Origin of the sequence: Pandoraea commovens, from assembly GCF_024704525.1 — a bacterium.
In the GTDB taxonomy this organism is placed as follows: domain Bacteria; phylum Pseudomonadota; class Gammaproteobacteria; order Burkholderiales; family Burkholderiaceae; genus Pandoraea; species Pandoraea commovens.
This window is the reverse complement of record NZ_CP102780.1, coordinates 2,908,425-2,933,424: the sequence shown is the minus strand read 5'-3', so window position 1 is coordinate 2,933,424 and position 25,000 is coordinate 2,908,425. Positions and strand designations below refer to the sequence as shown.

Here is a 25,000-nt window from a genome sequence, read left to right as displayed (position 1 = left end):
AAGGCGCATTGCTGGACACGGCACCAAGAGATGTTTCCCCAGTGGGCTCATCCTCGCATATAAAAAATAATCGCGTGCTGTTGTTCCTGAGCGGAACGCTGGGGCGAACGCTTACCTGCTAGTTTGATCTTGGGGCTGACCAGAGCCCAATGCCGTAGACGGGTGTCGTCAACTCTTTAACCGTACCGCATAACCGGCCGGGGGCGTCCCCTTGTGCGTCACGGAGCGCATTGCGTCGGGGAAAAAACATGGAATCAGTTGCCGGGACCGAGTAACACGTCGATTGCAGCTTGACCGGCGATTTCGGCTACCAAATAGGCCCATCGCTCAGTAAAAGGGCCGTTGCGCAACGGGATGCGGCCTCCCCGAGCGCCTAGCACTTCGAGATTTGTAGTGCCCGTTATCTGAAAGGTCACATCAAAAGTGTCCTCATCAGCAGCCGGAATCAGTTCGACCTGAATCTCGAAGCCGCGGTACGCGATCGTTCGGTGCATGAAAACCTCCCTTTCATCGTTGGACCCTAACACGAGTCAGCATTGGACGGCTTAGGCTACTTGTTGATCTGCGCCTCCATCATCCGGTGTTATTAAGCCAAAACCCCTGCTTTCATTGAACCACTTGACGATACCGGCACTCATAAATCACCTCTCGAATATACAACGCTTTACCATCGATAATTACAAGGTAGGGAGGCGTTGATAAATACACAACCAAAAAGGTCAGAGATCGGAAGTGTCTCGCATGGATCGGGGGACCGACGCACTATCGAAAAAGCCAAACTTGATATTAAATAAATATTTAATACGCTTTTATTGAGAATCAAACAAGCGGTTTATTTTTTGTTTATATTTATAATTCATTTTGTTTTTCCTTAAATTTTTAAAAAATACAACCAAAATCATCATCCAATTCGGTGATGAAGAAGAGCGTCACACTGGCGATAGCAGACTGACCTGCACACGGTGGGTACGTCCATCGTCGACCAGCGGTATGTCTGGATCGTTGCCTTCCAAAAGTTGCCCGTCGATCGTGACGGATGCTGGGCCTTGACTCTGGCCATGCGGATTGGCCACCGAGATGAGATAACGGGATTCGCCGAATTGATAGCTAAAGCGATACCCGCGCCACTCCCGGGGAATGCACGGTGCAATGCGCAGTGCGTTGCCGCGCTTATCCAGCCCCAGTATGGACTCCACGGTACCGCGATACATCCACCCCGCAGCGCCGGTGTACCAGGTCCAACCGCCACGGCGCACGTGCGTTGAGGAGGCGTAAATGTCTCCGGCCATAACGTAAGGCTCCACCTTGTAGGCATGCACACCGGCGCGCGTGTCGGCATGATTGATGGGGTTGAGCATCGTAAGCATGTCGCCAGCACGGTTGCCGTCGCCCATTTTCGCGTATGCGATCATGCACCAGGTGGCGGCGTGCGTGTATTGCCCGCCGTTTTCCCGAATGCCGGGCAGGTATCCCTTGATATACCCGGGATCTCGCGCCATCTTGTCGAACGGTGGCGTCAACAACAGGATGAGGTCGTCGCCCGGGCGCACCAGATAGTGCTCGACAGATTCCATCGCCCGACGCTGCCGGTCTACATCTCCCGCCCCCGAAATCACACTCCAGCTCTGAGCAATCGAATCGATACGACACTCTGCATCGCCCGCAGCGCCGAGCGGTGTCCCGTCATCGAAGTAGGCTCGCAGGTACCATGCGCCATCCCAAGCGCCATTGTTCAGCGCGGCATGCAAACGCTCAGCATGTGCCCGCCATCGCGCTGCGGCGTTGACCTCTGCGCGCGCTTGCGCCAAATCGGCAAAGGGCAACGCAGTGGCATGCAGGAACCAGCCAAGCCAGATGCTTTCGCCTTTGCCTTCCATCCCGACGCGATTCAGACCGTCGTTCCAGTCGCCCCCGCCGATGAGCGGCAGGCCGTGAGTGCCCGTTGCGAGACTGCAATCGATGGCCCGCTGGCAATGCTCGAACAGGGTTCCGCTCTGCGCTGTGACTGTCGGCACGTAATACGCATTCTCTTCGGTGTCGGGGGCAGCGCGTCCCTCCAGATAGGGCACCGGCTCATCGAGGATCTTCGTGTCACCCGTCACTCTGACGTAATGATTGACCGAGTACGGTAGCCAAAGCCTGTCGTCGGAGATATGGGTGCGCACGCCACGACCTGAGGGCGGATGCCACCAATGCTGCACATCCCCCTCGACAAATTGCCTTGCGGCCGCCTTGAGCAAATGCGCCCGGGCAAGATCGGGGCGCGCATGGCACAGCGCCATGCAATCCTGCAGTTGATCGCGAAATCCGAACCCGCCGCTCGCCTGATAGAACGCGGCACGCGCCCACATGCGGCAAGACAGCACCTGATAGAGCAGCCAACCGTTAAGCATCAGATCGGTCGCCCGGTCCGGTGTCTCGACCTGAAGCTGCGTGAGAATCGCGCGCCATTCCGATTTGACCGTTGCTAAGACCGTGGCCGACGATGTCCCACGGTAGCGTTGAATGTATCTCCTTGCCGCGTCACGGTCGTTCGCCTGCCCAAGAAGAAGCGTCAGTTCGACGCGTTCGCCGGGGGCCAATGTGATGTGCGTGAGTAGCACGCCGCAAGGATCCATGCCCGCGCCCGTCGCATTGCTGAGCGCCGCAGCGGATATCAGCCCGGCAGGACGGGCGAGATCGCCGTTGCGTCCGATGAATTCTGTGCGGTCGCCGGTCCAACTGGACTGCTTGCCCTGCCAGTCCAGAAAGGCGATGCGCTCACTGAATTCACCGTTCCATGCGTTGGTGGCGAACATTCCGCCCGTGACGGAATCGATCTCCGAGACGACAAACGGCGCATTGCGGGCACGTCCGGCACCTAGCACCCATTCGACGTATGCCGCAGCAGAGAGTCTGCGCGGGCGCTTTGAACGGTTTTCGATGGTGAGTACGGAGAGCTTGACAGGGTCGTGCCAACTCACGAATTGCACGAGTTCGGTCTTGATGCCATACACTGCATGTTCGAAACGACTGTACCCAAAACCGTGAGAGGCAATATAGCGAGTGTTCTCCAGACGGATTGGAGATGCGGTCGGGCTCCAGAGATGCCCGGTTTCGTCGTCGCGCAAAAAGAACGCCTCACTGCACGGATCGACGACCGGATCGTTCGACCATGGCGTCAGTTGATTGGCTTGGCTATTGGTCGACCAGGTGTAGCCACCTCCTGACTCGGAGACCTGGAAACCAAATTCCGGATTGGCGATGACGTTCAGCCATGGCGCGGGTGTGCGCTGGCCCGGACCGAGTACCGTCACGTACTCGCGCCCCTGCTCGGCAAACCCACCCAGCCCGTTGAAATTCTCAAGCGCAGGGGCGGGCAACGGCATGTCAGCGAGGTCATCGTCACGCGTTGTGCGCGTTCGGCCGATATTCAACGGCTCGTGGATAATCCTACGGCCCATGCGCACGACTTGTTCTTCGAGGCTGCCTTGTCTCGCCCCCGCGAGTACGACACGGGCGGCAGTTAGCAACAATGTCATTTCCGCTGCCTCCAGGCCGTCGGCGCGAATGACGGAAATGCTGCCACGGCCGTTGTTAGGCCCGGATGTGACCTGTGTGCCGCTGACCATCGTCTGAAGCGAGACTTGCAGATCCTCGATATAAGACACCTTGCGTTCATTAAGAATCACGAGGTCGACCGGAACGCCTTTGCCTTGCCAGTATTCGTGGGCACGCAGCAACTGTCTGACAATGTCGCGGTCGTCCTGATCGTCCACCCGGACCAGTACGATGGGCAGGTCTCCGGAAATGCCAAATCGCCATAGCGATGGCGCACTGAGCGTGTTGCGTTTGAGCACCTCGACGGCAGCACGCATAGCGGCGTCCACATAGAGCACCCGGTTGGCGATGAACTGAAAGAGCTGTGCGTCATCGGCGGTGATCCCCAGATAGTGCAGATTGACCTGTCCCTGAGTCCACGCCAATGTCGAGATGCGTTGGAAGCTTGCCGGGTCGTGATATTTGTCGGTGAGATCGAGCAATGCCTCACGGCTCGGCGCCACCATCGTAGAAAACACCAGATGCTCGGTCCCACCGGGAGCAACGATAATGCGCGTGCGCAGGCTGAAGATCGGATCCAGTACCGGGCCTACCGTATTCGACAGCGGACGGCCGTCCATCACCGCCAACGGGTCGCGAATCGTTCGCCCCCGCGTGATGAAACGTGCCCGATCCGTCTCATAGCCCACGTTGCCGCCATGCGGCGAGCGCGCCAGCACATGCGCCGCCCACAAGGGCGTATCCGTGCCACCGCGAGGGCGGCGCATGGCGAGCAGACCCTGCACTTCCGGCAGGTATTCGGTCTGGACGAACAGATTGGAAAACGCAGGGTGCGCCGTGTCGCTCGCCATCGGCGCCAGCACGACTTCGGCGTAGGAAGTGACCTCAATTTCGCGCGTCAGCGCGCCCTCATTGGTGATGGACAGGCGACGGACTTCGGCGTTGTCTTCGGGCGACACTATGATTTCCAGCGTCGAGACAAGCGAGCCTTCCTGCCGGACGATGCTTGCACGATCCTCCGAGAACGCCACGTCGTAGGCGTCTGGCTCGGTGTCCACAGGCTGGAAGGTCGCGGACCAGACAGCGTCATTTGCCGTATCCCGCAGAAACAGATAGCTGCCCCAGAGGTCGCACGTGAGGTCCTCGCGCCAGCGGGTCACGGCAGCGTTGCCGCATAGGCTGTATCCAGACCCGGCGGCAGTGATCATGACGGAATATTCGCCGTTCGATAGCAAGTGCGTGGCGGGAGGGGTCTGACCTGCGGAATAGAATCGCCGCATGACCGGCACAATCGCCTCGACACCCGTTGGCGTGTCCGCGATGTCGGGCGCGAGATCCACCGCGCTGATTTCGCGCGGGTTCGCCTCATGCAAGAGCAAATCGGCGGCCCTCACGACGGGCTGACGATGGAAGCGTTGCCGCATGACGTCGCCGAACAGCACGTTCGTCAACGCGACCAGCGACATGCCCTGATGATGGGCCATGTAGGTGCGAACCGGAACGGCGTTACAGTTTTTCGGTAGCCGCGAAGCGGTGTAGTCAATGGCGTCGTAATAACCGAAGACACCGCGAGCGCCAACACCATCGAGCCGCTTCAGGTTGGCCACGGCGTGCGGCAAGTCGTACATTGCGGCGAGCACCGTAGCGTAGGGCGCGATCACGAGAGACCGCGCCAGCCCACGCTTCAATGCCAACTCGGGTACCCCGAAATCCGAGTATTGATAAGTCAGCGCGCGGTCGCGTATGTTGCAGGCTGACTCGGAGATGCCCCATGGCACATTCCGCGCCTTCCCATACGCAATCTGACTTGCCACGGCAAGCTCGCACGTTGAATCCAGCAGGCTTCTATGCGGATAGTCCATCACGAGCGACGGCATCAGGTACTCGAACATCGAACCGGACCATGACATCAGCACCGCGCCCTTGCCGTAAGGCGTCATGATGCGCCCGAGCCGGAACCAGTGCGTTGCCGGCACATCGCCCTTGGCAATGGCGATGAAGCTTGTCAAGCGAGCTTCGGATGCGAGTAGATCGTAGTATGAGTTGTCCAGTTCGGCGTCTGCCACTCGATAGCCGATCGAGAACAAGCGTCTGTCGGCCGCGTACAGGAAGCGGAAATCCATCTCGTCGAACAAACGGCGCGCCAATGTCGCAACGGCTTCGAACCGTTTCACGATGTCCGCGCCAGGCAAAGGTGACAGTGTGAAGTAATGAAGCGATTCGCCCTCAGGCGACACGTCCGGCGCAAGATCACGCACGTGACTCTTCACGTCGCTACGGATTGCGCCGACCCAGTAGAGCACTTCGCTATGCGCCGCGTCACCGCGTTCGTTCACGAATGTCTGAGCGAGATCGAGTAGGGTGGTCACAAGCCGGTCGATCGCATTCCAGCGCCGGCGCCAGCCTTCGGATGCGTCAGCGATGACATCGACCGGTTTGGACGGTGCCGGCTGGAGGAGCATGAGTTCCAGCGCATCGAGTTCTTCGTACAGGTGAGTGCGATTCACCGTAAGCGTTCTCCGGTCATCGCTCTCGTGGGCGATGGCGTCGCGCAGCAGGGCGACCGTGTCGAGAATTCCATCGAGTTGCGCGCGGGAAAATACCGGCTCAAGGGGAATGTCTTCGCATGCGCTCGCGACGACGAGCAGATGGCCGGCCAAATTGCCGCTGTCGACGCTCGACACATATTGCGGGGCCAGCGCGCTGAGGTCGCGGGTGTCGTACCAGTTGAAAAAATGCCCCTGGTAGCGCGCAAGCGTCGACATCGTGCCAAGGGTTCGCTCCAGGCGCTCTAGCGTCTCCGTCACGCCAATCCAGCCGAAGTCGCGCGCAGACAGCACCGACAGCAGATAGAGGCCGAAGTTGGTGGGTGAACTTCGATGCGCCACCACGGGGCGCGGGTCTTCCTGGAAGTTGTCAGGCGGGAGCTGATGATTGTCGTCGTCGACAAAGGTGGAAAAAAAGCGCCAGATACGCCGGCCAGCCATTCGCAGGGCGGGGTTATCCTCTGTGAGGACGAGGGACGGGCGCGTGGGGGCCGGCCGGCGGCTGATCCATTGGGCGACAAACGGAGAGAGACTCCAGAGGATCAGAAAAGGGGCCGCCCACGGGAGGCTTGCAGGTCTGAGCCATGCAACGATAGCCGTGCACAGCGCCGTGAGCGTGATGGCGCCGCGAAACGACCAGAGAAAGTTGCCCACCGAGCGTCCGGTGTGCAGCTTGACCTGTGCCGCCGTCACCCACTCGAGCAATCGACGTCGCGAGACGGTCAGCCTGAACAGCGTGCGTGCGATGGCGTCGATGGCGAGCCACGCGTGGTTGGCCAACATCGAGGCCACGATCAAGGTTCGCTCGACGCCGCTGCACATGTCGCGGCCAACCGCGCGCCAGTGGCTCGGCATCCAAATGCCGGTCTGTGACGGGATCAGGCCTGTCGCTATCAGAAATAGCGCTGGGGCGGAAATCGCAAGCACCACCAGTGCCGACCAGATCCCGACAGGCGCCTGCGCGACTGTCCACGCGCACACCAGCGTGGCCAGCGCCGCGGGCGCGGTAATGGAGCGGCGCAAATTGTCGAGCATCTTCCACCGCGCTGCGGCCGGAGTCGCACCGCCGCGCTTGCCGACGATCCATGGCAAAAGCTGCCAGTCGCCCCGGATCCACCGGTGCAGCCGCGCAGCAGCCACCTGAGCATGGGACGGGAAGTCCTCGAACAGCTCGATATCGGTGACCAATCCACATCGGGCGAAATTGCCTTCGAAAAGGTCATGACTGAGAATCGTGTTCTCCGGAATTCGCCCCGCAAGCGAGGACTCGAAAGCGTCGACGTCGTACAGGCCTTTGCCAACGTAGCTGCCCTCGCCAAGTAAATCCTGATATACGTCGGACACGGCGCCGGCATAGGGGTCGATGCCATAGCGCCCTGAGAACAGACGTGAATAAATGGTTCCTTCGCTCATCGTGGGCAATGTTGGCGTGATGCGCGGTTGGAGGATGCCGTAGCCGGCAACCACACGCCGAGAGCCCGGATCGATGTAAGGACGGTTCAGTGGGTGCGCCGCAGTGCCGACGAGCTGCCGCACGGCGTCAATCGGCAGACGCGTGTCGCTGTCGAGCGTGATGACGTACCGCACGCCGGGAGGTGCCCATGGCGCGTGTGCGTCAATGGTCATGAACGAGGTGTCGGTGGCACCTCGAAGCAACCGGTTGAACTCGTGGAGTTTGCCTCGTTTGCGCTCCCATGCCAGCCATTTGCGTTGCGTTTCATTCCAAAGCCGCCTGCGATGGAACAGGAAGAAGCGGGGCGTGTTGGAGGTCCCCTCTGCATAGCGGGAATTCAGCGCCGCGATGCGCGCACTGGCGGCTGCCAGCAGCGGCATGTCGCTCTCGATGTGTTCCTCATCAGCATCGCGCCAATCGGAGAGCAGGGCAAACCGGACATCGCCCTTGGGATTCGCGAGATAGTGCACTTCCAACTGTGCGACCTGTGCAGCAATGTCCGCTTCGTTCGTCAGCATCATCGGCACGACAACGAAGGTGCTGAGTTCAGGCGTAATACCGTCGGCCAGCTCAAGGCGTGGCAAATGACGCGGAGGAATGAATCGGGTCAATGTGCGTTCGATGAGCAGAACGGCAAGTTCCGATGCCGGGAACTGACCGCACACGGCTAATAGCACCAGACCGGTGATGCTCACCCCCGCGATGGCGCTGAGCCAGACTGGAACCGCCAGGATCAGGCCACTCAGCAGACAAACGCCGAGAATGTAGGCCGCAGCGCGATGGTGGGCATCATGCAGGCCCCAGCGATGGGTGATCGGCACACGATAGGCAATCTCGCGCTCGAAGGCACCGCGGCCGGAAGATAGAAGATAGTAGCCCGGGTCTGTGCGACGCGGCATGTCTTCGGCGTCAGTCGCATCGCCCGTGCCCGCCGCCGCAGCCGCCGCTCGGAGATTCAGCGCCTGCGTGACCTCAAGCTCCGACAACCGGGATCTCGCCGCCAATTTCTCGATCTCGTGCCGGTAGCCGTCTCGAGTCGCAAAGTCCATTTCCGCGTACCCGGCGTTTTGGCGCAGATACGCGTCGACCAGGCTGACTTCCTCGAATAGCGGATGCCAATCGAATGCCCGCATGTCGCGCAGGCTAGTGATGACATTGCGCACGCTCATGTTGGCCGCCGCCTGACTGGCGTGTTCGGCCTGTACGACTTCGTCGGCCGATTGCCCTTGCTGCGCCAGTTGGTCGCTCAGCCATTGCAGAGACCTGTCCTGATAGCGCAGGCGCTGGATCAACTGGACCGTAAACGCCGGCTCGAACGGCTCGACGACAGCTGCAGCGGCCTTCGGTGCATCATCGGCAGCGGGGGACGCAGACGCCTTATGCGCGAGCAGATCGTCCGCATATCGGTCAGCGGCCTGACGATTCACCTGAGCTCGCGTGACTTGCCCGCACAGGCGCCGGAGATTCTCGATCATCACGGCGCGCAGGGTGAGCGGCATGGCCCAGAGTTCCGCCATGCTTAGCGGCTCGACCTTCTGATAGGCGAGCAAAAAGCACGTGAGTAGTGCAGGATCGAAACGACTGTCTGTGTGCGCCACGAAGGCCCAGAGCACGCCATAGATACGCGGCAGGCCACGCAGTGGGCCATCGAGCAGCCGTGGCAACGATCGGAAAGACTTCGTGTTCAGGTCGTGCCGGACTTCTCTGAACTGGTCGGAGACGGTGCGGAAGTTATCCAGCAACCACTCCGCTGCCGGGGTGATCGAGCGACGCTGCAAGGTCGCATGCGCCGTTGCGTCATAGCACTTGCGCAATACGCGCTCGTTGTCGGCGGCGCGCGAGGTCAGGGCTCGTGTGCGGGGCGGATGAACGGCGATTTGCTGCGCACGCGCCAGACTGAGCGCATGCTGTTCCAGCCGGTCGCGGCTGAACAACTCAGCCCGAATCGGGGTTTCCGGAGGCCCGAAGTCGCTCGTCCCCCGGGAAGTTCCGACAAAGTAATCCATTCCTGGCGGTTTCCACATGCCGATGTCTCCGGCGTTGCACGGCGATCAGGAGAACACGGGGTGTTTGTCATCCAGACCGACGACCTCGTCGTAAATGTGGTCTCGCGTGCGCGGGTCGAAGTGCTGCCAGATTCGAGCCAGCCAGTATTTCATCTTGCGCTGGGAAACGTCGTGCCCGCTCACCGGCACTGCCGGGAACTGGACGTTCTCACCGACCATTTTTCCCTGCAGGTACTCGTGGGCATTGGCTCTGACATATTCTTTGGCTCTCATCAGATCCGTGGCGCTGGAGGAAAACGACAGATCCAGACACGTCAATGTCCAGACTGCGTCCTGACGTTCTCCGTAGACATGAAGCAGTATCCGTTCCTTTCTCATGATCGACTCCTCTTCGCACATGCGCGGCATATGCCTCGAATGATGGTCGCGGCTTTTCCCGAGCGCGTCGGTTCGATACCGAACGGACTCGCCAGAAACTTTGACGTAGGGTGAAGGCGACTTCGGCATCCGATCGTCTCCATCGCGTAGCGTTTGCGTACGTGCGGACGCCGTCATTGACAGGCGATTCACGGGAGGTTTGCCATGTTACGAACCCTGGACGAACTGGAGGCCTGCACCATCCGCGCGACTGACGGTGATGTCGGTCTGGTGAAAGATCTGTACTTCGACGACAAGGCGTGGGTCGTTCGGTACCTCGTAGTGGAAACCGGGACGTGGCTTGCGAATCGGCAGGTATTGATTTCGCCGATTTCCATTGGTCAGAGCGACTGGCTCGACGAAATCATTCCGGTCACGATCACAAAGGATCAGGTAAAGCACAGCCCGGACATCGACACGCACAAGCCGGTCTCGCGTCAGCATGAAGCCGACTATCTGGCGTATTACGGATACCCCGACTACTGGGGCGGCGAGGACGCTTGGGGAGAAGGCGCATTCCCGAGCGGGCTCGCCAGCGGCAGCCGGTCCGAGCAGGATGCCTTTCGCACCGCACGAGAAGCGACGCATTCCCATGACGAAATGGTGAATCTGCCGCGACACGATCCGCATTTGCGAAGCGCGGATGCGGTGACCAACTATCACATCCATGCCAGCAACGGGGACATTGGACACGTCGAAGGGTTGCTCGTGGACGTCCACACATGGGCGCTGCGCTACCTCGTCGTCAACACCAGCAATTGGTGGATGGGCCATCTGGTGGCCGTCCCCGTGAAGGTGATTGAGCATATGAACTGGCTGGACGCGACGGTGTCGCTGGCACTGACGCGCGAAGCGGTGAAAGCCGCACCGCCCTACGATGGCAAAGCCCGGCTCAATCGGCAGCAGGAGATCAGCATCCATAACCACTACGGTCGCGCGGGCTACCGGGACGATCCGACGGCTCACAAGCAAGACGATATTTAGGGCCGTGGCATCAAGCGCCCACATGCGGGGCATCTCGGTACGCCAGCGGACCGAAATTCGCTCTCCAGGACGTTAGACTGGGCGCCCAAAGCGACTATGAGTCATGCATTACGTGGGCTGCCTGGTCAGGTAGGCCCGGTTTGTCTTACGTGCAGACAGTGCACGTGTCTGAAGGTACAGGAGCCCTCACCATGAATTCCATCACTTCCTTTCTGGTACTGGTGCTTCTTCTCGCGGGCGCGGTAGCCGGCGTCTACATCAGTCCGTACCTTGCACCATGCTTTCTCGTCGCCGCCGTATTGCTCGGCTCGACGTTGAAGATGGCTAACGCGTGGCAGAAGTTCGTGATTCTGCGCGCCGGTAAGCTGCAAAGCGTGAAGGGCCCGGGACTGTTCATGATTCTACCGGTCATCGATAGCGTCACGGCCGTGATCGACGAACGCATTCAAACCACTGCATTCAACGCCGAGCAGGCGTTGACCAAAGACACGGTGCCGGTCAACGTCGATGCGATCATCTTCTGGCACGTCAACGATGCAGAGAAGGCCGCGTTGGCAATCACGGATTACCGGCAGGCGATCGACCGGGTGTCTCAGACATCCTTGCGCGAGATGATCGGCGCGTCGATGCTTTCGACCCTGCTTTCCGATCGGAAGGCATCGGACGAACAACTGCGCGAAGAGATCGGCGCCAAGACCGCCGCGTGGGGGATTGCGGTGATGTCCGTGGAGGTTCGCGATGTCGCCATTCCAGTCGCCCTCCAGGACGCCATGTCGAGGCAGGCTCAGGCTGAGCGCGAAAAGCAGGCTCGCATGATTCTCGGCTCTGCAGAGGCTATCGTTGCGGCGAAATTTGTAGAGGCTGCGGCAATTTACGAAGGCCATCCGCAGGCATTGCAACTACGCGCCATGAATATCATCTACGAGACGACCAAGGAGCGAGGCGCCACCATTCTGATGCCGTCCTCGATGGTCGACAGCATGAATCCGGTAGCAATATCGTTTGCAGTGGCCGGCGCCGACCCGGTCAATTCGACTCCGGGCCTGAAGACAGCCGCGTAGTCATCGAATCACCGCATATGGCGGGACCCGCCGGCGATCTATTCGCCCAGAAGTTCCGCCAGGGGCTGAAAATTCTCCACGTGCTGCGACACGACCTTCGCGATGACGATGATCGGGATGCTTAGCAACATGCCGGCGATTCCCCACAGCCACCCCCAGAACAGCAGCGAGACGAAGATGGCGGCCGGATTCATTTTGGCGATCTTCCCGGTAATCCACGTGGACACAAAAGTTCCGACGAGCGCTGCAATCGCGAGAGACGTCCCTGAAACCAGCAGAGCCATCGAGAACGATTGGAATTGCATATAGGCGGCCATACCGGTCGCCGCAGCGCTCACCCCCGGCCCGAGATAGGGCACCACATGCAACAATCCCGCTGCCAGTGCCCAGGCTCCCGCGTTATCCAGTCCAATCGCGCGAAACGCCACCCAGGTGAGGCCGCCGACCAGCATATTGGTCACGAGCAACATCAGCATATATTTCTGTATGGAGTCGTTGATGTCGTCGAGAATGCGCACGGTGATTTTCTTCGACGATAGCGACGGCCCCGCCAACCGCACGAGCTTTCGCTTGAACGTGCCTCCGCTGACCAATAGAAAGAACGCTAGCAGGATCACGGTCATGGCTTGGGCAATGAGTCCCAAAGCCCCCATCGAGCCGACCCACAGAAAGGCGCTCAGCTTGAAGGCGGGTTGATCCAGCACTACATGCGTGACCGGTTGCCTCTGCGGCGAGGACAGGTCAGTGGCCTGATTGGCCGCTTTCTCTATCGCGCCTGCGGCCGCCTTCATCTTCTGAAGATTGCCAAACGTGCCGCTGCGAAGGTTATCCAATACGCTCGAGAATGTCCGTGTGGCCTCAGGCAATTGTCCAACCACTCTATCGATCTGATCGCGCAAGGGATAGCTGCCGGACACAAACACGCCGACGACGGCCAGCATGACGATGATGGCGCCAGCGGAACGTCCGACCCTTAGTTTCTCCAACCCGACGACCAGAGGGTTGAGGGTGTAAGCGAGAAGGACACCGAGCAGTACCGGGACGACAAATCGTTGCGCCCACTCCAGCGCGAACAGGATGGCGAGCGTCGCCAGAATGCCCAATGCCAGGCCGCGTGCATCCACCGGCGTGCGCGGTGCAGGCTCGCTCGGGGACGCGGCCGTGTCAGAGGCTTCCAAGCCGTTCGGGGGTAAGGTCGGGATGACGTCCGATCGTTGCGCGAAAGCGTCGCGATGTCTGTCTTTCGGTCCGAAAAGACGGGCTGCGCCCCGGTTGATCCATGTGAATGACCACACGGAGGGCCTCCTGATTCGTAGGGAAATGTTAGCGAGTTAGTTGGCTCGATCCATGAAGGGCATGCGACCTGATGCTCATTTACAGGCGGCATTTACCGTTAAGAGCAGAGCAAAATGAAGCCCATCGTGACAAGCAGAAGCACCGTATAGCTCATGACAATCACCTCGCTTCTCTGGCGATGCACACCGATCTCTTCATGCGGTTGTCGAAGTCGTGCGAACTATCGCGAGCCGATCGTCAGCCCCGAGCTATCGACGCGTTTGACTCCCTTGACATGTTCCGCAATGCGTTTCGCATCGTTGACGGCGTCTTGACTGGCAAGTTTCCCAGTCAAAACAACGATGCCGTGAGTGGTCTTCACACTGACGTTCGTGCCGTCGCCGATGTTTTTCGCGAGGAGTTCGGATTTCACTTTCGTCGTCACCCAACTGTCGGACATGACACGCTCCGAATGATGCAGGTCGCTCTTGGCATCCGACGCCATGCTGCTCTCGGCCGCCTTTACGGGCACGAGCGCCAGGCCAAGTACGATCGCCAGACCACCAGTGAGCGCACCGTGCCAGGCGGGGCGATAGACGCGAACCATGGGCAATAGAGGGTTCCTTGGCTTGGAGGCGGCCGGTTGCGCATTGGTGTCGAAGCCATCGGCAGCAGCAGGAACCACGGGAATTTTGGCAGTCATGGCGATCTCCGTATGACCACGGTGGCCTAAACAGGACGTCGGAATGACGTACGCGAGGCGAACCGCACACGGCCATTCACATCGAGGCCGCGCTCAACCGGACGGCTGAGAAAGTCAGCATGCGCGTCCGCCTGCGACATGTCAGTCCGCTACCGAACCGATGGGGGTATCGGGTGCGCGGTCTGTCGACGATTGGACATCGAAGAACTTTTCGGGCGCGTACGTTGACGTACCGTATCCGACGGCTGGTGGGCATAGCGTAAGCCTGTCACTCACGACTTTGGAGACGGTCATGCAAAGACGAAAATTCATGTGGGGAACCTCAGGCGCGATGGTCGTGCTCGGGCTGGCGCTCTCGGGATGCACGACCACCAGTCCAACGGACGCCAGCGGGCAACAGATGGACAAGCGCCATACGATCGACGCAGGCGTGGACTCGACCTTGACCCGTCTCTACGCCGCGGCCCACGGATCTCGCGAGTTGGTGCGCAAGGCGCACGGCGTATTGATCTTCCCTTCGGTCATGGATGCAGGGTTCGTGGTGGGCGGGCAGTACGGCGAAGGATCGCTGCGCGTTGCAGACCACACGGTGGGCTATTACAGCACCGTTACGGGATCGATTGGCTGGCAGATTGGCGCACAATCCCGAGCCATCGTGCTGCTCTTCATGACGCAGGAATCGCTGAACCGCTTCCGCAATGCCGACGGCTGGTCTGCTGGTGGAGACGCGTCAGTGGCAGTGCTGAAGATCGGTGCCAACGGCAACGTCGATACCACCACGGCCAGCAGCCAGGTGAACGCGTTCGTCCTGACCAACAGCGGCCTGATGGCAGGGGTGTCGCTCGAGGGAACGAAGGTCACGCGAATCAAATCGTTGTAATGCCGCAGAATGAATCGGGCCCCCGAATGGGGGCCCGGTCCGTTAAGTGTCTGTGAACTCATTGCGAAGGAACGACCAGGACTGTTCCCGGCGAAGTCGTGCCTCTGGGACCAGTGTTTCCCTGCATACCAGTGGCGCCGGTGTCACCCGTATAACCCGTATTGCCTGTGTTGCCCGTTGGCCCCTGCGGTCCGGCAGGTCCGGTACATGCGCCGAAGGCGAGTGTCGCCAGGACGGCGGCAATCAGCTTTGCATATCTCATTATTAAGCCCTCAATTTGACGTTGGATGCCTGTCCATGCGGATAGGCATCGACGATGACACTGTGCGGTTACCTTGAGGCATCTGGACGGTAGTAGTCGTCAATCTCATCGACCCACGCCTGATCTGCCATATCTGGCCAATGGTCCGGGTCGAATCCCGGTGCTGCTTCCAGGCGGTGTTTGTCGACATCCAGAACAAAACACTTGTTCTCCGTATCGAGTTTCAATGCTTGCCAGGGCACCGCGAACAGCTTTTTCCCCATGCCCAGAAAGCCACCAAACGACAGCACGGCGTAACTGATTCTCCCGGCCCGAACGTCCAGCATGATTTCCTTGATATCGCCCAGGGCTTCACCGTGCTCATTGCACACACTGTTACCGACGAGCGTGTCTGCTCCCATCAGACTGGGGCCGGGCCCCAGCGCGGTACCCGGGCCGGGACGCACCGTCTCTCTCGCCTTGTACATTCCGTACGTATCACGATCTTCGTAGTTCATAGTCCACTCTCCATTCAGAACACCAAACCTCTCGGCATGGCGATTTACTCGTCGGAAAGCTGCACCAGCGCGGCCGCTTCGCCCGGTGTCGCCACATTGACAAGCTTGTTTCTCGCACCGCAGCCGGGGCAATCGAAGTAGAAGCCGAGGTCGTTGACTTCCGGCGTCATTTCCGGAAATTCGCTCAACTCGCCGCAGGTTCTGCATGTGAACATCCGCATCTCCCTGTCGTCTTGACGACGGTGCTTTACCCGCTGCGCGGGGGACGAACGCGCCCACCACGCAAGGGCCAAGACTGCCGCTCGAACTGGTATCGACGGCGTGATGCAAAGACTAATGGGAGGACGTCCGTAGGGTCTGTCCGTTAGCGAACAGTCGTTGATTCGAGGAAAACGAGGAGGAGAGTCCGCCAGCGAACAGACACGACATCGGGATGAAGAGATAAAGGATGTGGTCATCGTCCGCGATTGCTGCCTATCACGGGCTGACCGCGCAAATTGTCGCTGACCCACTTTTGAGAAACGCCATGAAAATCTCCCGCATTCCGGCGCGACTTTACGTCGTGCGCGTACTTGAAGTCCTGTTCGTTGCCGGCTTCGCCGTCGTCTGCACACCGGCAGGCGCAGCTCCCGCCACGGACAGCCCCACGGCTGCCCATGCCATGAAGACGGCCGCGCGTACGCCCGTCGAAACCCGCATCAGCAATCTGCACACGCGGTTGCAAATCACCTCGGCGCAAGAGTCCCTTTGGCAACCCGTTGCGCAGGTCATGCGCGAGAACGCCGACACGATGCAGTCGCTGCTCAAAGCCCGCTCCGAAGGCGCGAGCCATATGAGCGCCACTGACGACATGAGGTCATACGGTCAGATCGCTGAGGCGCATGCCGAAGGCATCAGGAAACTGACACCCGCCTTCGCGGCGCTGTACGGCAGCATGTCCGACGTGCAGAAACACAACGCCGACCTGATCTTCCGTGACCAAGGTCATCACATGGACCGAATGGGCCGAATGGGTCATAAGGGCTGAGAACGCAGGAGCCAAAGATGAAATCCTCACTCACACGAAAGCAAGGTGTGTCCCCCATCGGGGCGATCGGTCTTGCGTTGATGATGCTGGGCGTGTGTGCGCCCTCCGTGTCTCATGCCCAGCCGGGAAATCGCGATCACGATCGCGATACGCAACAGGAGGTCCGGCATGCGCCTCAACGGGCACCTCACGACTATCGCCACGACTATCATCATGACGACCGTCACTACAGCAGTGGGTATCGCGACGGCGGATACGCGTACGGCCCACCACCCGTGGTGTACGCGCCTGAGGCGTCGCCCGGTATCAGCCTTTTTCTGCCGCTGGAGTTTCGATAATGCGCGAGTGAAGTGACTAGCCGAAGCTGACTGTCGTGCGGGCTTGCCGGTGAGGCCCGCTAGGACGGTGGCGGTGTTGCGTCGTCCAGCGCCTCATCGACGATGGCTTGTGCCTCGCTCAGCAGTTGCTGCAGGTGATGCTCGCCCTGGAAACTCTCGCCGTAGATCTTATAGATCGCTTCCGTGCCGGACGGTCGTGCAGCAAACCAGCCATGATCGGCAACCACTTTCAGGCCGCCGATTGGCGCATCGTTGCCAGGCGCCCGCGTCAGAATTGCGTTGATCGGCTCTCCGGCGAGCCGCTTAGATCGTACTTTGTCAGCAGAGAGGGCCGCGAGTGCAGCCTTCTGGGCAGGTGTTGCACTTGCCTCGTGCCGCGCTTGCACTGGGAAGCCCAATGCGTACGTCAGTGTCTGGTATCGCGCGCCGGGGTCCTGCCCGGTGCGCGCCAACATCTCCCCCGCCAGCAATGCAGGTATCAGACCGTCCTTGTCGGTTGTCCAGGTGGTGCCGTCGCGCCGCAAGAAGCCCGTGCCTGCGCTTTCCTCTCCGGCGACTGCCAATGAACCGTCGAGCAGCCCGGCAGCAAACCATTTGAACCCGACGGGAACCTCGTACAGGCGGCGCCCGAGCTTCGATGCCAGACGATCGATCAACTGGCTACCGACAACGGTCTTGCCAATCGCGGCGTCGAGTGGCCAATCGGGACGGTGCTCGAACAAGTACTCGACCGTCGCGGCGAAGTAATGATTGGGGGCAAGCAAGCCCGCGCGAGGCGTCACGATGCCGTGCCGGTCATGATCGGTGTCGCAGGCGAAGGCGACGTCGAAAGCATCCTTTTGCGCGATCAGGCCCTGCATGGCATAGGCCGATGACGGGTCCATGCGGATTCGGCCGTCCCAATCGGCGGTCATGAAACCGAACGTCGGGTCCACGGTTGTGCGCGTGACCGTCAGGTTGAGTCCGTACCGATCGGCAATCGCAGGCCAATAGTGAACACCGGCTCCCCCTAGCGGGTCGACGCCCATATGAATGCAGGAAGCGCGCAACACGTCCATGTCGATGACGTTCTGCAGGTCGTCGACATAGGTCTTCAGGAAGTCATAGGGATGCGTTGTGGAGGCTCGCATGGCCTGCTCGACGCTGATCCCCGGCATCGTCCGCAGTCCACTGCGCAATAGCTCGTTCGCTTGCATCTCGATCCAGCGGGTCACCACAGACTCCGCCGGCCCGCCGTGTGGCGGGTTGTACTTGATGCCGCCATTATCGGGAGGATTGTGCGACGGCGTGATGACCACACCGTCGGCGAATCTTTCCGTGCGCCTGCGGTTGTAACTGACGATGGCATGTGACACCGCAGGCGTTGGCGTGTACTCGCCGCCCGCTGAAATCATCACATCGAGGCCGTTGCCTGCGAACACCCTCATGACGGTCGCGAAGGCCGGCTCGGACAAGGCATGCGTGTCGATACCGACGAATATCGGCCCATCGATGCCATGCCTTTGGCGGTAGCGGCAGATGGCCTGACTGATCGCCAGGATGTGCGCTTCGTTAAACGTTGTCAGGAACGACGAACCGCGGTGGCCGGAGGTGCCGAACGCTACGCGTTGCGCCAGGATCTCAGGATCAGGGGTGTTGCAGTAGTAGGCCGTCACTAGCCGGGAGACATTCACCAGCTTGTCAGGCGAGAGCGGTTGTCCGGCGTATGGGCTAACCGACCCGAGCCCCGAGGCGAGCGTCCTGGACTCGTTCATGACGATTTCCCATGCGACTTGATACCGTAACGCATGAGTTGCGCCTTGGCGGCAGTGACGATATGCGCCACGTCGAAGCCGAAATGACGCGCCAGCGCCTCACGCGGGGCTGACTTGCCAAACGTGTGCAACCCGAGAATAGCGCCTTCATGCCCGGCATAGCGCTCCCATCCAAAGGTCGATGCCTCCTCTACGGCGACTCGCGCGATGACCGAGGGCGGCAGAATGTGGTCGCGATAGGCCAAGGACTGGCTCTCGAATATTTCCCACGAGGGCATGCTGATCACCCGGGCGAAAATATCTTCGCGCTTCAGTTCGTCGTACGCCGCAGTGCATAACGCCACTTCGCTTCCCGTGGCCAGCAGCAGCACGTCTGGGGAGCCGTCTTCAACGCCCATTTCCTCGCAGGCATCGATCAGGATGTAGGCCCCTCGGGCAACCCCGGCGGCACTCGCGTAACGGTCTCGATCAAGTATTGGCACGGCCTGGCGGGTGAGTACGAGGCAGACCGGCCCGCGCTTGCGTTCCATGATGACGCGCCAGGCCTCGACCACTTCTCCGGCGTCGGCCGGCCGCAGCACGGTCATGCCCGGCATGGCGCGCAACGACGCGAGTTGTTCGATGGGCTGATGCGTCGGTCCGTCTTCCCCCAGGCTGATGGAGTCATGCGTCCAGATCGTGATGAGCGGCAATTCCATCATGGCTCCCAGCCGTAGAGCCGCCCGACAATAATCGCTGAAGATGAGGAAGCTGGCGACGAACGGTCTTAGCGACGACAGGCTCATGCCGTTGGCGATGGCACACATGGCATGCTCGCGAACACCAAAATGAAAGTTCCGACCCCGATAACTGCCGTCGGCCTGCGCTGCGGTGTTCTGAAAATCGCCTACGAGATCGAACGTCAGGCGAGTCAGCGTCGAGGGCGACAGATCGGCAGCGCCCCCGATTAACCAGGGAACGCGCTCGGCAATGGCGTTGAGCACTTGCCCCGATGCTGCGCGGGTCGAAAGACCAGCCGTCGTCGGGGCAAAAGCGGGCAGGGAGACGTCCCACTCGGGGGGTAGCTCCCGCGCCTGCATTCTCTCCAACGCATCGGTCAAGTCGGGATATTGGGCCCGATAGTCCGCAAAAAGCTCGAGCCAACGGGTGTGGGCGTCGCGGCCCCGACGGCCGAGGCCTTCGTGAAGATGTGACGTTACGCCACCGGGCACGTCGAACTGCTTGTCGGGATCACTGCCGAAAAATTCCTTCGCCAGACGGACCTCGGCCGCGCCGAGCGGCTCGCCATGTGCCTCGCGCGTGTCCTGCCGGTGGGGCGCGCCATAGCCGATATGGCTTTGCACAATGATGAGGGTTGGGGCGTCGCCGGTATCGAGAAAGCCCTGATATGCACGTGACAATTGCGTCAGGTCGTTGGCATCGCTCACGCGCTCGACATGCCAGCCATACGCGGCAAAGCGCGCACCGACGTCTTCGGTGAACGCCAGACGGGTAGACCCTTCGATGGTGATGTGGTTGTCATCGTATATCCAGCACAGATTGGCCAGCTTCAGATGGCCGGCCAGCGACGCGGCTTCCGCACCGAGCCCCTCCATCATGTCGCCGTCGCTGCAAAGCGCGTAGATGTTGTAGCGAAATAGCGGAAATCCGGGGCGGTCGTAGGTCGCGCTCAGCCATTGCCGCGCGATCGCCATGCCCACACTCGTGGCAATGCCTTGCCCAAGCGGACCGGTCGTGGTCTCAACACCCGTCGTCCAACCATACTCGGGGTGCCCGGTGCATCGGCTTCCCGGCTGGCGGAACGACTTCAGGTCGTCCATCGTCACGGCCGGTTCGGCGGCTCCATCGTCGCTCTTGACATCGCAAACGTGCAGCAAGCTGTACAGCAACGCGCACGCATGCCCGTTCGACAAGACAAAGCGATCCCGGCCCGCCCAGTGCGGATTTTCAGGGTCGTATCGCAGGAACCGCTGCCACAGACAATAGACCGTCGGGGCGGCGTCCATCGGCGTGCCCGGATGCCCGGACTGCGCTTTTTGCACGGCGTCGATCGACAAGGTGCGCAGGGCGTTGATGCACAACTGATCACGATCACTGGGCTGCATCGCTGATAACTCCATCGAAATGTGAAACGGTTGGCGCCTACGCCCTCTGACTCGTGAACCCGGGTTCGGGGCACCTGTCAGGCGGCGAGAACGACGTGATGTTGCGCCTTCATCATTTGCCTCTTGGGGTAACGGGTCGCACCGTCGTGCTTTGCCGATCAGGCGTCGCGGGGTGTTGCAATGTCCAGGTGACCGCCGAACGCGTAGCGCATGGCCGACAAGAGTTTATCTGCGAAGACCGATTGTCCTCGCGAGGCAAAACGCGCATACAATGCCGCACTCAGAACGGGAGCAGGCACTCCCTCATCGATGGCCGCTTCTACGGACCATCGTCCTTCGCCCGAATCCGAGACACGACCGGCGAACTGCGCCAGCGTCGGGTCGGTGCGCAGCATCTCGGCAACTTTTCCAAGTAGCCAGGAGTCGATCACGCTCCCGTGCCGCCACACTTCGGCGATATCGGCCAGATCGAATGTGTACTGGTAATACTCGGGATGTCGCAATGGAGTGACTTCGGCGCCGACCTCTTGTTTCTGTGTGCCGACGTTCGCGCATCTCAGAATATTCAGTCCTTCCGCATAGGCGGCCATCATGCCGTACTCGATACCGTTGTGGATCATCTTCACGAAATGGCCAGCCCCGTGAAGACCGCAATAGAGATACCCGGACTGGGCAGTAGCCGCGCTGCTATCCGTGGCGAGTCCGATATCGTGCGTCGCATGCTTCCCCGCATCCTCCCTCGCGTCGTGCGCATCGCAGGCGAGGGCGGTGAAGAGCGGCGTGAGATACACCACGACGTCCTCTTCGCCGCCGATCATCAGGCAGTAACCGCGCGCCAGACCAGAGGTCCCCCCGCTGATGCCAACGTCGACGAAATGAATCCCCTTGCTACCCAGTTCGACACTGCGTTTCATGTCGTCCCGGCAATAGGAGTTACCACCGTCAATGACGATATCCCCTGGCGCGAGCCGAGACCAGAGGTCTGCGAGCGCCGCTTCGACTGCACCGGCGGGCACCATCAGCCAGAGAATTCTGGGGCCCTCCAGCAGCGACATCATCTCGTCGATCGAAGCGGCGCCGACCGCGCCCGCATTCTGAAGCACGTCGATTGCCGCTGGCTGAACGTCATGGACAACACACCGGTGACCGTGGCGCATCAGGCGACGCACCAGATCGGCGCCCATGCGCCCTAATCCAATCATGCCGAGTTGCATGGTCTGCTCCGTTTGGTCTGTGAGTGAGAGGGATACGATCGCGCAACATCGTTCACTCGACACTAGGAGCGTTTGCCCGTCAGTTCTGTCCACTACCGAACAAAAGTCTATTGCCGCAAGACCCCGCCACGGCGCTAAGCAGGTACTTTCGATACCGAACGACTTTCATTCGCGGCCTTCGTACGGCACCGAACCGACATGCCGCTACGGTGCAACTACCCTTCGGGTGAGGGTCGAGAAATCCCCCTCTAACCAACGCGGGGAGTGAATCATGTCTTTAAGTATTGTGGTGCTGATTGTTCTGGCGCTTCTGTTGGTGGGAGCATTTCCAGCCTGGTCGTACAACTCGGGTTGGGGATATGCGCCGAGCGGCGCAGTGGGATTGCTGCTGGCAGTCGTGGTTGTTCTGCTCTTGATGGGGCGACTATGAGGCGCGCGACCCAGGATTTGCTCGAGGCCGTCAATCGGCGCCTGAGGCATGTCGCCACGAAGGTGCGCGACACCCGAGCCCCGGTTAAGGGGCTCAATTTTTCATCTACTGAGAATGCAAATCATCATGAACAAAGATCAAGTGAAAGGCAGGGTCAAGGAAGCCGCCGGCAAAATCAAAGAGGTCACCGGTAAGGTGGTCGGCAACACGAAAATGGAGATCGACGGCAAGATCGAGAAGAATGTCGGCAAGGTCCAGTCAGTCGTCGGCGACACACGCCACGATCTGAAGAAACACAGGTAACGGGATAGCCCGACCCCGTCACAGGTGGCCCGTCAACCGTCAAGGGGTTCAGGACGTATCGTGTGTCACTGGGGGCGGGTGCCAGTCAATGCCATTCAGGCATGCGCTTGCCGGCAATGATCTGCATGAGTTCAGCCCATGCCTGCCGAAACGACTCGACGCCTTCGCGCTGAAGGCGTGCGGCGAGCGCTGCGACGTCGACGCCGGCGTGAGCGAAGTCTGCGAGCACCGGATCGGCGTTGCCACCATCCTCTCGCATTACGCTGATCAACTCGCCTCGCGTTGCAAAGGCCAGCAGGGTCGCCTCCGGCACCGTGTCTATCGTATCCGGTGCGGCAAGTGCCTCAACGTAATAGCCGGGTGAGAGTTCCCGGCTCTTCGCGCCCGTACTGGCCCACAAGAGGCGCTGAGTGCTTGCCCCCGCGTCGGACAATTCGCGCCACATTGGGTGCGACATGCGCTCACGGTAGGCGCCGTAAGTTTGTTTGGCCACCGCCACGCCAAGACGGTTACGCAAACCGAACGGCACCTCGCCTGTGATAGCGGTGTCCCAACGGCTGACGAATAGCGATGCTACGGATGCCACGTGCAGATCCAGCCCGGCATCACGCCTACGCGCCAGGCCTCTCCAGTAAGCATTTGCCGCCTCTACGTATTGCTCGCGGGAGAAGAGGAGCGTGACATTGATTGGTATGCCGGCAAAGATCGCCTCTTCGATGGCGACAAGACCGATTGTCGTGCCGGGGATCTTGATGAATAGATTGGGGCAATCGGCACTTGCATGCAGGCTTTTGGCGGCCGCTACCGTCCCGACAGCGTCCTCAGCGAGCCACGGCGATACTTCCAGCGAGACCCATCCATCGATACCCCCGGTTTTTTGGTGCACCGGCAGGAACAGCGCTGCCGCCTGTTTCAGGTCTCTGATCGCCAGCGAAAAGAACAGCGCTTCGTCGGTGAGCGTCGCATCGGCAGGTTTTGCGATATCCATGTCGTACGTCGCCGTATCGCGGATCGCCTTGAGGAAGATGCCAGGGTTCGACGTCAAACCTGTGACGTTGTATTCATCGCGATAACGGGCCAGTGTCCCGTCACCGAGCAAGCCTCGCGTGATGTTGTCGAGCCAGAGACTCTGCCCGAGCGCCTGCAATTTCTGAGTCGCTTTCATGGAACCTCGCCGAAGGCGTTTCGCAAGACCTCATTGGGCGCCGCTATCCGGGCGAATGCCGTGATTGAAGTTATCGGGACCAGAGAAACGTCCGATGCGCGTGGCCCCGACTTGAGACGTTGACCGCATGCTTTTCCATGATTCCCTCGTAGCTCGCGGTCACCGTGTAGCGCCCGTCAGGCAGCGACGCCAGCATGAAAGGCCCGTCGGACTGTGTCGACAGAATCATGTTCCCACGGCGATCGGAAATCGTGACGGGGATATCCGAGAGGTATTCGTTGCCATTGGTTGCCGTCCTGCTGACAAATGTCAGAACGAGAGGGTAGTTGTGCATCGCAGCCTTGATGGCCAGAGACTGTTCCAGGCCGATGCCGCCTGACAAGTAGGTCACGGGTCCGGACTGCTGTGTCGGCGGCAGCGTGACTTCCGCCGCCATTGCCGCGCCGGTGCAAAGGCAAGCCCGATGGCCGCGCACGATCGCAAGATGTGTTGACGCCTCATATCCATCTCCCATTGGGTCGATCATGCATTCGGTAACGCCGGCAGTACATGATTCGCATTTGCATGTCGCTTTGACGGCTTTCCGTTATCAATCTCACGTTACACGGTGAACCGACGCCGATGCGGTACGTCAGCGTACCAATCCCGCCGACACGACCGGGGCGGGGATGGCGTCTCGCGCGGCTAGATCGACCGGCTCGGTGTTTTTCATATTCCGCAGAAATTTCCTCGTCGTCATGTGCGATACCGGACGGACACCTCATATCCCCACGAGCAAAGTGATGCCGAGACATGGGCGAGGGCACGCACTTGAGTCTACGGAGAGGGTTATGACACCGAGTCAGGTCAGAGAGCGAATCAGAGAGTTGGAAGCGAAATTCTCGCGCATCAAAGAAGAGTTCTACCAGGTCGTACATAGCCAGGAGGATGCGCCCCGCGACAATGACGAGGCGACGGCGTCAGGCGAGGCAGGTGAAATCGGGGAGGATCTCACCGGGGACCGTTAGGACAATCAGACGGTTGACCATTTTTGTTGAGAG

At 60.2% G+C, this 25,000-nt stretch carries 20 protein-coding genes; 7 read left to right on the top strand and 13 right to left on the bottom strand.

The window, feature by feature from the left end; all coding sequences use genetic code 11:
• Nucleotides 1–254: 254 nt before the first annotated feature.
• The 4 genes from NTU39_RS13435 to NTU39_RS13420 form a co-directional block, all read right to left on the bottom strand.
• Nucleotides 255–494, bottom strand: coding sequence for a hypothetical protein (locus NTU39_RS13435; RefSeq protein WP_107338539.1), 240 nt, complete (start codon nucleotides 492–494; stop codon nucleotides 255–257).
• 51 nt (nucleotides 495–545) lie between these two features.
• On the bottom strand, nucleotides 546–638 hold the full coding sequence (locus NTU39_RS13430) for a cold-shock protein (RefSeq protein WP_107338540.1): 93 nt from the start codon (nucleotides 636–638) through the stop codon (nucleotides 546–548).
• 291 nt (nucleotides 639–929) lie between these two features.
• A complete protein-coding gene (locus NTU39_RS13425; RefSeq protein ID WP_257960004.1) occupies nucleotides 930–9,545 on the bottom strand; it encodes a glycoside hydrolase family 94 protein in 8,616 nt (2,871 codons plus the stop codon).
• A 45-nt stretch (nucleotides 9,546–9,590) separates the two neighbouring features.
• Nucleotides 9,591–10,052, bottom strand: coding sequence for a hypothetical protein (locus tag NTU39_RS13420; RefSeq protein ID WP_150669389.1), 462 nt, complete (start codon nucleotides 10,050–10,052; stop codon nucleotides 9,591–9,593).
• A 75-nt stretch (nucleotides 10,053–10,127) separates the two neighbouring features.
• On the opposite strand from NTU39_RS13420, the gene NTU39_RS13415 reads away from it, so the two are divergent.
• Nucleotides 10,128–10,946 carry a PRC-barrel domain-containing protein gene (locus NTU39_RS13415; RefSeq protein ID WP_107338479.1) on the top strand — a complete coding sequence of 273 codons (819 nt, stop codon included), beginning with the start codon at nucleotides 10,128–10,130 and terminating at the stop codon, nucleotides 10,944–10,946.
• 191 nt (nucleotides 10,947–11,137) lie between these two features.
• On the top strand, nucleotides 11,138–12,007 hold the full coding sequence (locus NTU39_RS13410) for a slipin family protein (protein ID WP_107338478.1): 870 nt from the start codon (nucleotides 11,138–11,140) through the stop codon (nucleotides 12,005–12,007).
• Between the two features lie 38 nt (nucleotides 12,008–12,045).
• Here the strand turns inward: NTU39_RS13410 and NTU39_RS13405 are convergent, their stop codons facing one another.
• On the bottom strand, nucleotides 12,046–13,302 hold the full coding sequence (locus tag NTU39_RS13405; RefSeq protein WP_257960003.1) for an AI-2E family transporter: 1,257 nt from the start codon (nucleotides 13,300–13,302) through the stop codon (nucleotides 12,046–12,048).
• Between the two features lie 221 nt (nucleotides 13,303–13,523).
• Nucleotides 13,524–13,985 carry a BON domain-containing protein gene (locus NTU39_RS13400; protein ID WP_107338477.1) on the bottom strand — a complete coding sequence of 154 codons (462 nt, stop codon included), beginning with the start codon at nucleotides 13,983–13,985 and terminating at the stop codon, nucleotides 13,524–13,526.
• A gap of 292 nt (nucleotides 13,986–14,277) precedes the next feature.
• Here NTU39_RS13400 and NTU39_RS13395 point away from each other — a divergent pair, with 292 nt between their 5' ends.
• On the top strand, nucleotides 14,278–14,865 hold the full coding sequence (locus NTU39_RS13395; protein WP_107338476.1) for a BPSL1445 family SYLF domain-containing lipoprotein: 588 nt from the start codon (nucleotides 14,278–14,280) through the stop codon (nucleotides 14,863–14,865).
• Between the two features lie 330 nt (nucleotides 14,866–15,195).
• Here the strand turns inward: NTU39_RS13395 and NTU39_RS13385 are convergent, their stop codons facing one another.
• Nucleotides 15,196–15,624 (bottom strand): PRC-barrel domain-containing protein, encoded by a 429-nt coding sequence (locus NTU39_RS13385; RefSeq protein ID WP_107338474.1) that lies wholly within the window; start codon nucleotides 15,622–15,624, stop codon nucleotides 15,196–15,198.
• Nucleotides 15,625–15,668: 44 nt separating this feature from the next.
• Entirely contained in the window at nucleotides 15,669–15,839 is a 171-nt protein-coding gene (locus NTU39_RS13380; RefSeq protein WP_174994978.1) for a hypothetical protein, read from the bottom strand.
• 311 nt (nucleotides 15,840–16,150) lie between these two features.
• Between NTU39_RS13380 and NTU39_RS13375 the strand changes: the two genes are divergently transcribed.
• Together NTU39_RS13375 and NTU39_RS13370 are read left to right on the top strand one after the other, a co-directional pair.
• Nucleotides 16,151–16,651 carry a Spy/CpxP family protein refolding chaperone gene (locus tag NTU39_RS13375; RefSeq protein ID WP_244916917.1) on the top strand — a complete coding sequence of 167 codons (501 nt, stop codon included), beginning with the start codon at nucleotides 16,151–16,153 and terminating at the stop codon, nucleotides 16,649–16,651.
• 17 nt (nucleotides 16,652–16,668) lie between these two features.
• Nucleotides 16,669–16,989, top strand: a complete 321-nt coding sequence (locus NTU39_RS13370; protein ID WP_107338473.1) for a hypothetical protein — start codon at nucleotides 16,669–16,671, stop codon at nucleotides 16,987–16,989.
• Nucleotides 16,990–17,048: 59 nt separating this feature from the next.
• On the opposite strand, the gene pgm is transcribed toward NTU39_RS13370, so the two are convergent.
• From pgm to gnd, 3 genes are all read right to left on the bottom strand, one after another.
• Nucleotides 17,049–18,743 carry a phosphoglucomutase (alpha-D-glucose-1,6-bisphosphate-dependent) gene (gene pgm / locus NTU39_RS13365; protein ID WP_107338472.1) on the bottom strand — a complete coding sequence of 565 codons (1,695 nt, stop codon included), beginning with the start codon at nucleotides 18,741–18,743 and terminating at the stop codon, nucleotides 17,049–17,051.
• A complete protein-coding gene (tkt, locus tag NTU39_RS13360; RefSeq protein WP_150669386.1) occupies nucleotides 18,740–20,848 on the bottom strand; it encodes a transketolase in 2,109 nt (702 codons plus the stop codon). Before tkt ends, pgm begins: the two co-directional genes overlap by 4 nt.
• A gap of 158 nt (nucleotides 20,849–21,006) precedes the next feature.
• Nucleotides 21,007–22,062 (bottom strand): phosphogluconate dehydrogenase (NAD(+)-dependent, decarboxylating), encoded by a 1,056-nt coding sequence (gene gnd, locus NTU39_RS13355; protein WP_107338470.1) that lies wholly within the window; start codon nucleotides 22,060–22,062, stop codon nucleotides 21,007–21,009.
• A gap of 271 nt (nucleotides 22,063–22,333) precedes the next feature.
• Here gnd and NTU39_RS13350 point away from each other — a divergent pair, with 271 nt between their 5' ends.
• Nucleotides 22,334–22,492 (top strand): DUF3309 family protein, encoded by a 159-nt coding sequence (locus NTU39_RS13350; RefSeq protein ID WP_107338469.1) that lies wholly within the window; start codon nucleotides 22,334–22,336, stop codon nucleotides 22,490–22,492.
• A 126-nt stretch (nucleotides 22,493–22,618) separates the two neighbouring features.
• The gene (locus tag NTU39_RS13345; RefSeq protein WP_107338482.1) at nucleotides 22,619–22,795 is read left to right on the top strand and encodes a CsbD family protein; all 177 of its coding nucleotides are present in this window, start codon (nucleotides 22,619–22,621) and stop codon (nucleotides 22,793–22,795) included.
• A gap of 85 nt (nucleotides 22,796–22,880) precedes the next feature.
• On the opposite strand, the gene tal is transcribed toward NTU39_RS13345, so the two are convergent.
• Nucleotides 22,881–23,960 (bottom strand): transaldolase, encoded by a 1,080-nt coding sequence (gene tal, locus NTU39_RS13340; protein ID WP_107338468.1) that lies wholly within the window; start codon nucleotides 23,958–23,960, stop codon nucleotides 22,881–22,883.
• Between the two features lie 70 nt (nucleotides 23,961–24,030).
• A complete protein-coding gene (locus NTU39_RS13335; RefSeq protein ID WP_244916916.1) occupies nucleotides 24,031–24,486 on the bottom strand; it encodes a carboxypeptidase-like regulatory domain-containing protein in 456 nt (151 codons plus the stop codon).
• Between the last annotated feature and the right edge of the window lie 514 nt (nucleotides 24,487–25,000).

What these genes read in the sequence shown, in the direction of transcription:
- NTU39_RS13415 (WP_107338479.1), top strand. Translation starts at nt 10,128, where the DNA reads ATGTTACGAACCCTGGACGAACTGGAGGCCTGCACCATCCGCGCGACT.
- NTU39_RS13380 (WP_174994978.1), bottom strand. Translation starts at nt 15,839, where the DNA reads ATGTTCACATGCAGAACCTGCGGCGAGTTGAGCGAATTTCCGGAAATG.
- NTU39_RS13350 (WP_107338469.1), top strand. Translation starts at nt 22,334, where the DNA reads ATGTCTTTAAGTATTGTGGTGCTGATTGTTCTGGCGCTTCTGTTGGTG.
- NTU39_RS13425 (WP_257960004.1), bottom strand. Translation starts at nt 9,545, where the DNA reads ATGGATTACTTTGTCGGAACTTCCCGGGGGACGAGCGACTTCGGGCCT.
- NTU39_RS13400 (WP_107338477.1), bottom strand. Translation starts at nt 13,985, where the DNA reads ATGACTGCCAAAATTCCCGTGGTTCCTGCTGCTGCCGATGGCTTCGAC.
- pgm (WP_107338472.1), bottom strand. Translation starts at nt 18,743, where the DNA reads ATGAACGAGTCCAGGACGCTCGCCTCGGGGCTCGGGTCGGTTAGCCCA.
- gnd (WP_107338470.1), bottom strand. Translation starts at nt 22,062, where the DNA reads ATGCAACTCGGCATGATTGGATTAGGGCGCATGGGCGCCGATCTGGTG.
- NTU39_RS13420 (WP_150669389.1), bottom strand. Translation starts at nt 10,052, where the DNA reads ATGCCGAAGTCGCCTTCACCCTACGTCAAAGTTTCTGGCGAGTCCGTT.
- tkt (WP_150669386.1), bottom strand. Translation starts at nt 20,848, where the DNA reads ATGCAGCCCAGTGATCGTGATCAGTTGTGCATCAACGCCCTGCGCACC.
- NTU39_RS13410 (WP_107338478.1), top strand. Translation starts at nt 11,138, where the DNA reads ATGAATTCCATCACTTCCTTTCTGGTACTGGTGCTTCTTCTCGCGGGC.
- NTU39_RS13335 (WP_244916916.1), bottom strand. Translation starts at nt 24,486, where the DNA reads ATGATCGACCCAATGGGAGATGGATATGAGGCGTCAACACATCTTGCG.
- NTU39_RS13345 (WP_107338482.1), top strand. Translation starts at nt 22,619, where the DNA reads ATGAACAAAGATCAAGTGAAAGGCAGGGTCAAGGAAGCCGCCGGCAAA.
- NTU39_RS13385 (WP_107338474.1), bottom strand. Translation starts at nt 15,624, where the DNA reads ATGAACTACGAAGATCGTGATACGTACGGAATGTACAAGGCGAGAGAG.
- NTU39_RS13370 (WP_107338473.1), top strand. Translation starts at nt 16,669, where the DNA reads ATGAAATCCTCACTCACACGAAAGCAAGGTGTGTCCCCCATCGGGGCG.
- NTU39_RS13395 (WP_107338476.1), top strand. Translation starts at nt 14,278, where the DNA reads ATGCAAAGACGAAAATTCATGTGGGGAACCTCAGGCGCGATGGTCGTG.
- NTU39_RS13375 (WP_244916917.1), top strand. Translation starts at nt 16,151, where the DNA reads ATGAAAATCTCCCGCATTCCGGCGCGACTTTACGTCGTGCGCGTACTT.
- NTU39_RS13430 (WP_107338540.1), bottom strand. Translation starts at nt 638, where the DNA reads ATGAGTGCCGGTATCGTCAAGTGGTTCAATGAAAGCAGGGGTTTTGGC.
- NTU39_RS13435 (WP_107338539.1), bottom strand. Translation starts at nt 494, where the DNA reads ATGCACCGAACGATCGCGTACCGCGGCTTCGAGATTCAGGTCGAACTG.
- tal (WP_107338468.1), bottom strand. Translation starts at nt 23,960, where the DNA reads ATGAAAGCGACTCAGAAATTGCAGGCGCTCGGGCAGAGTCTCTGGCTC.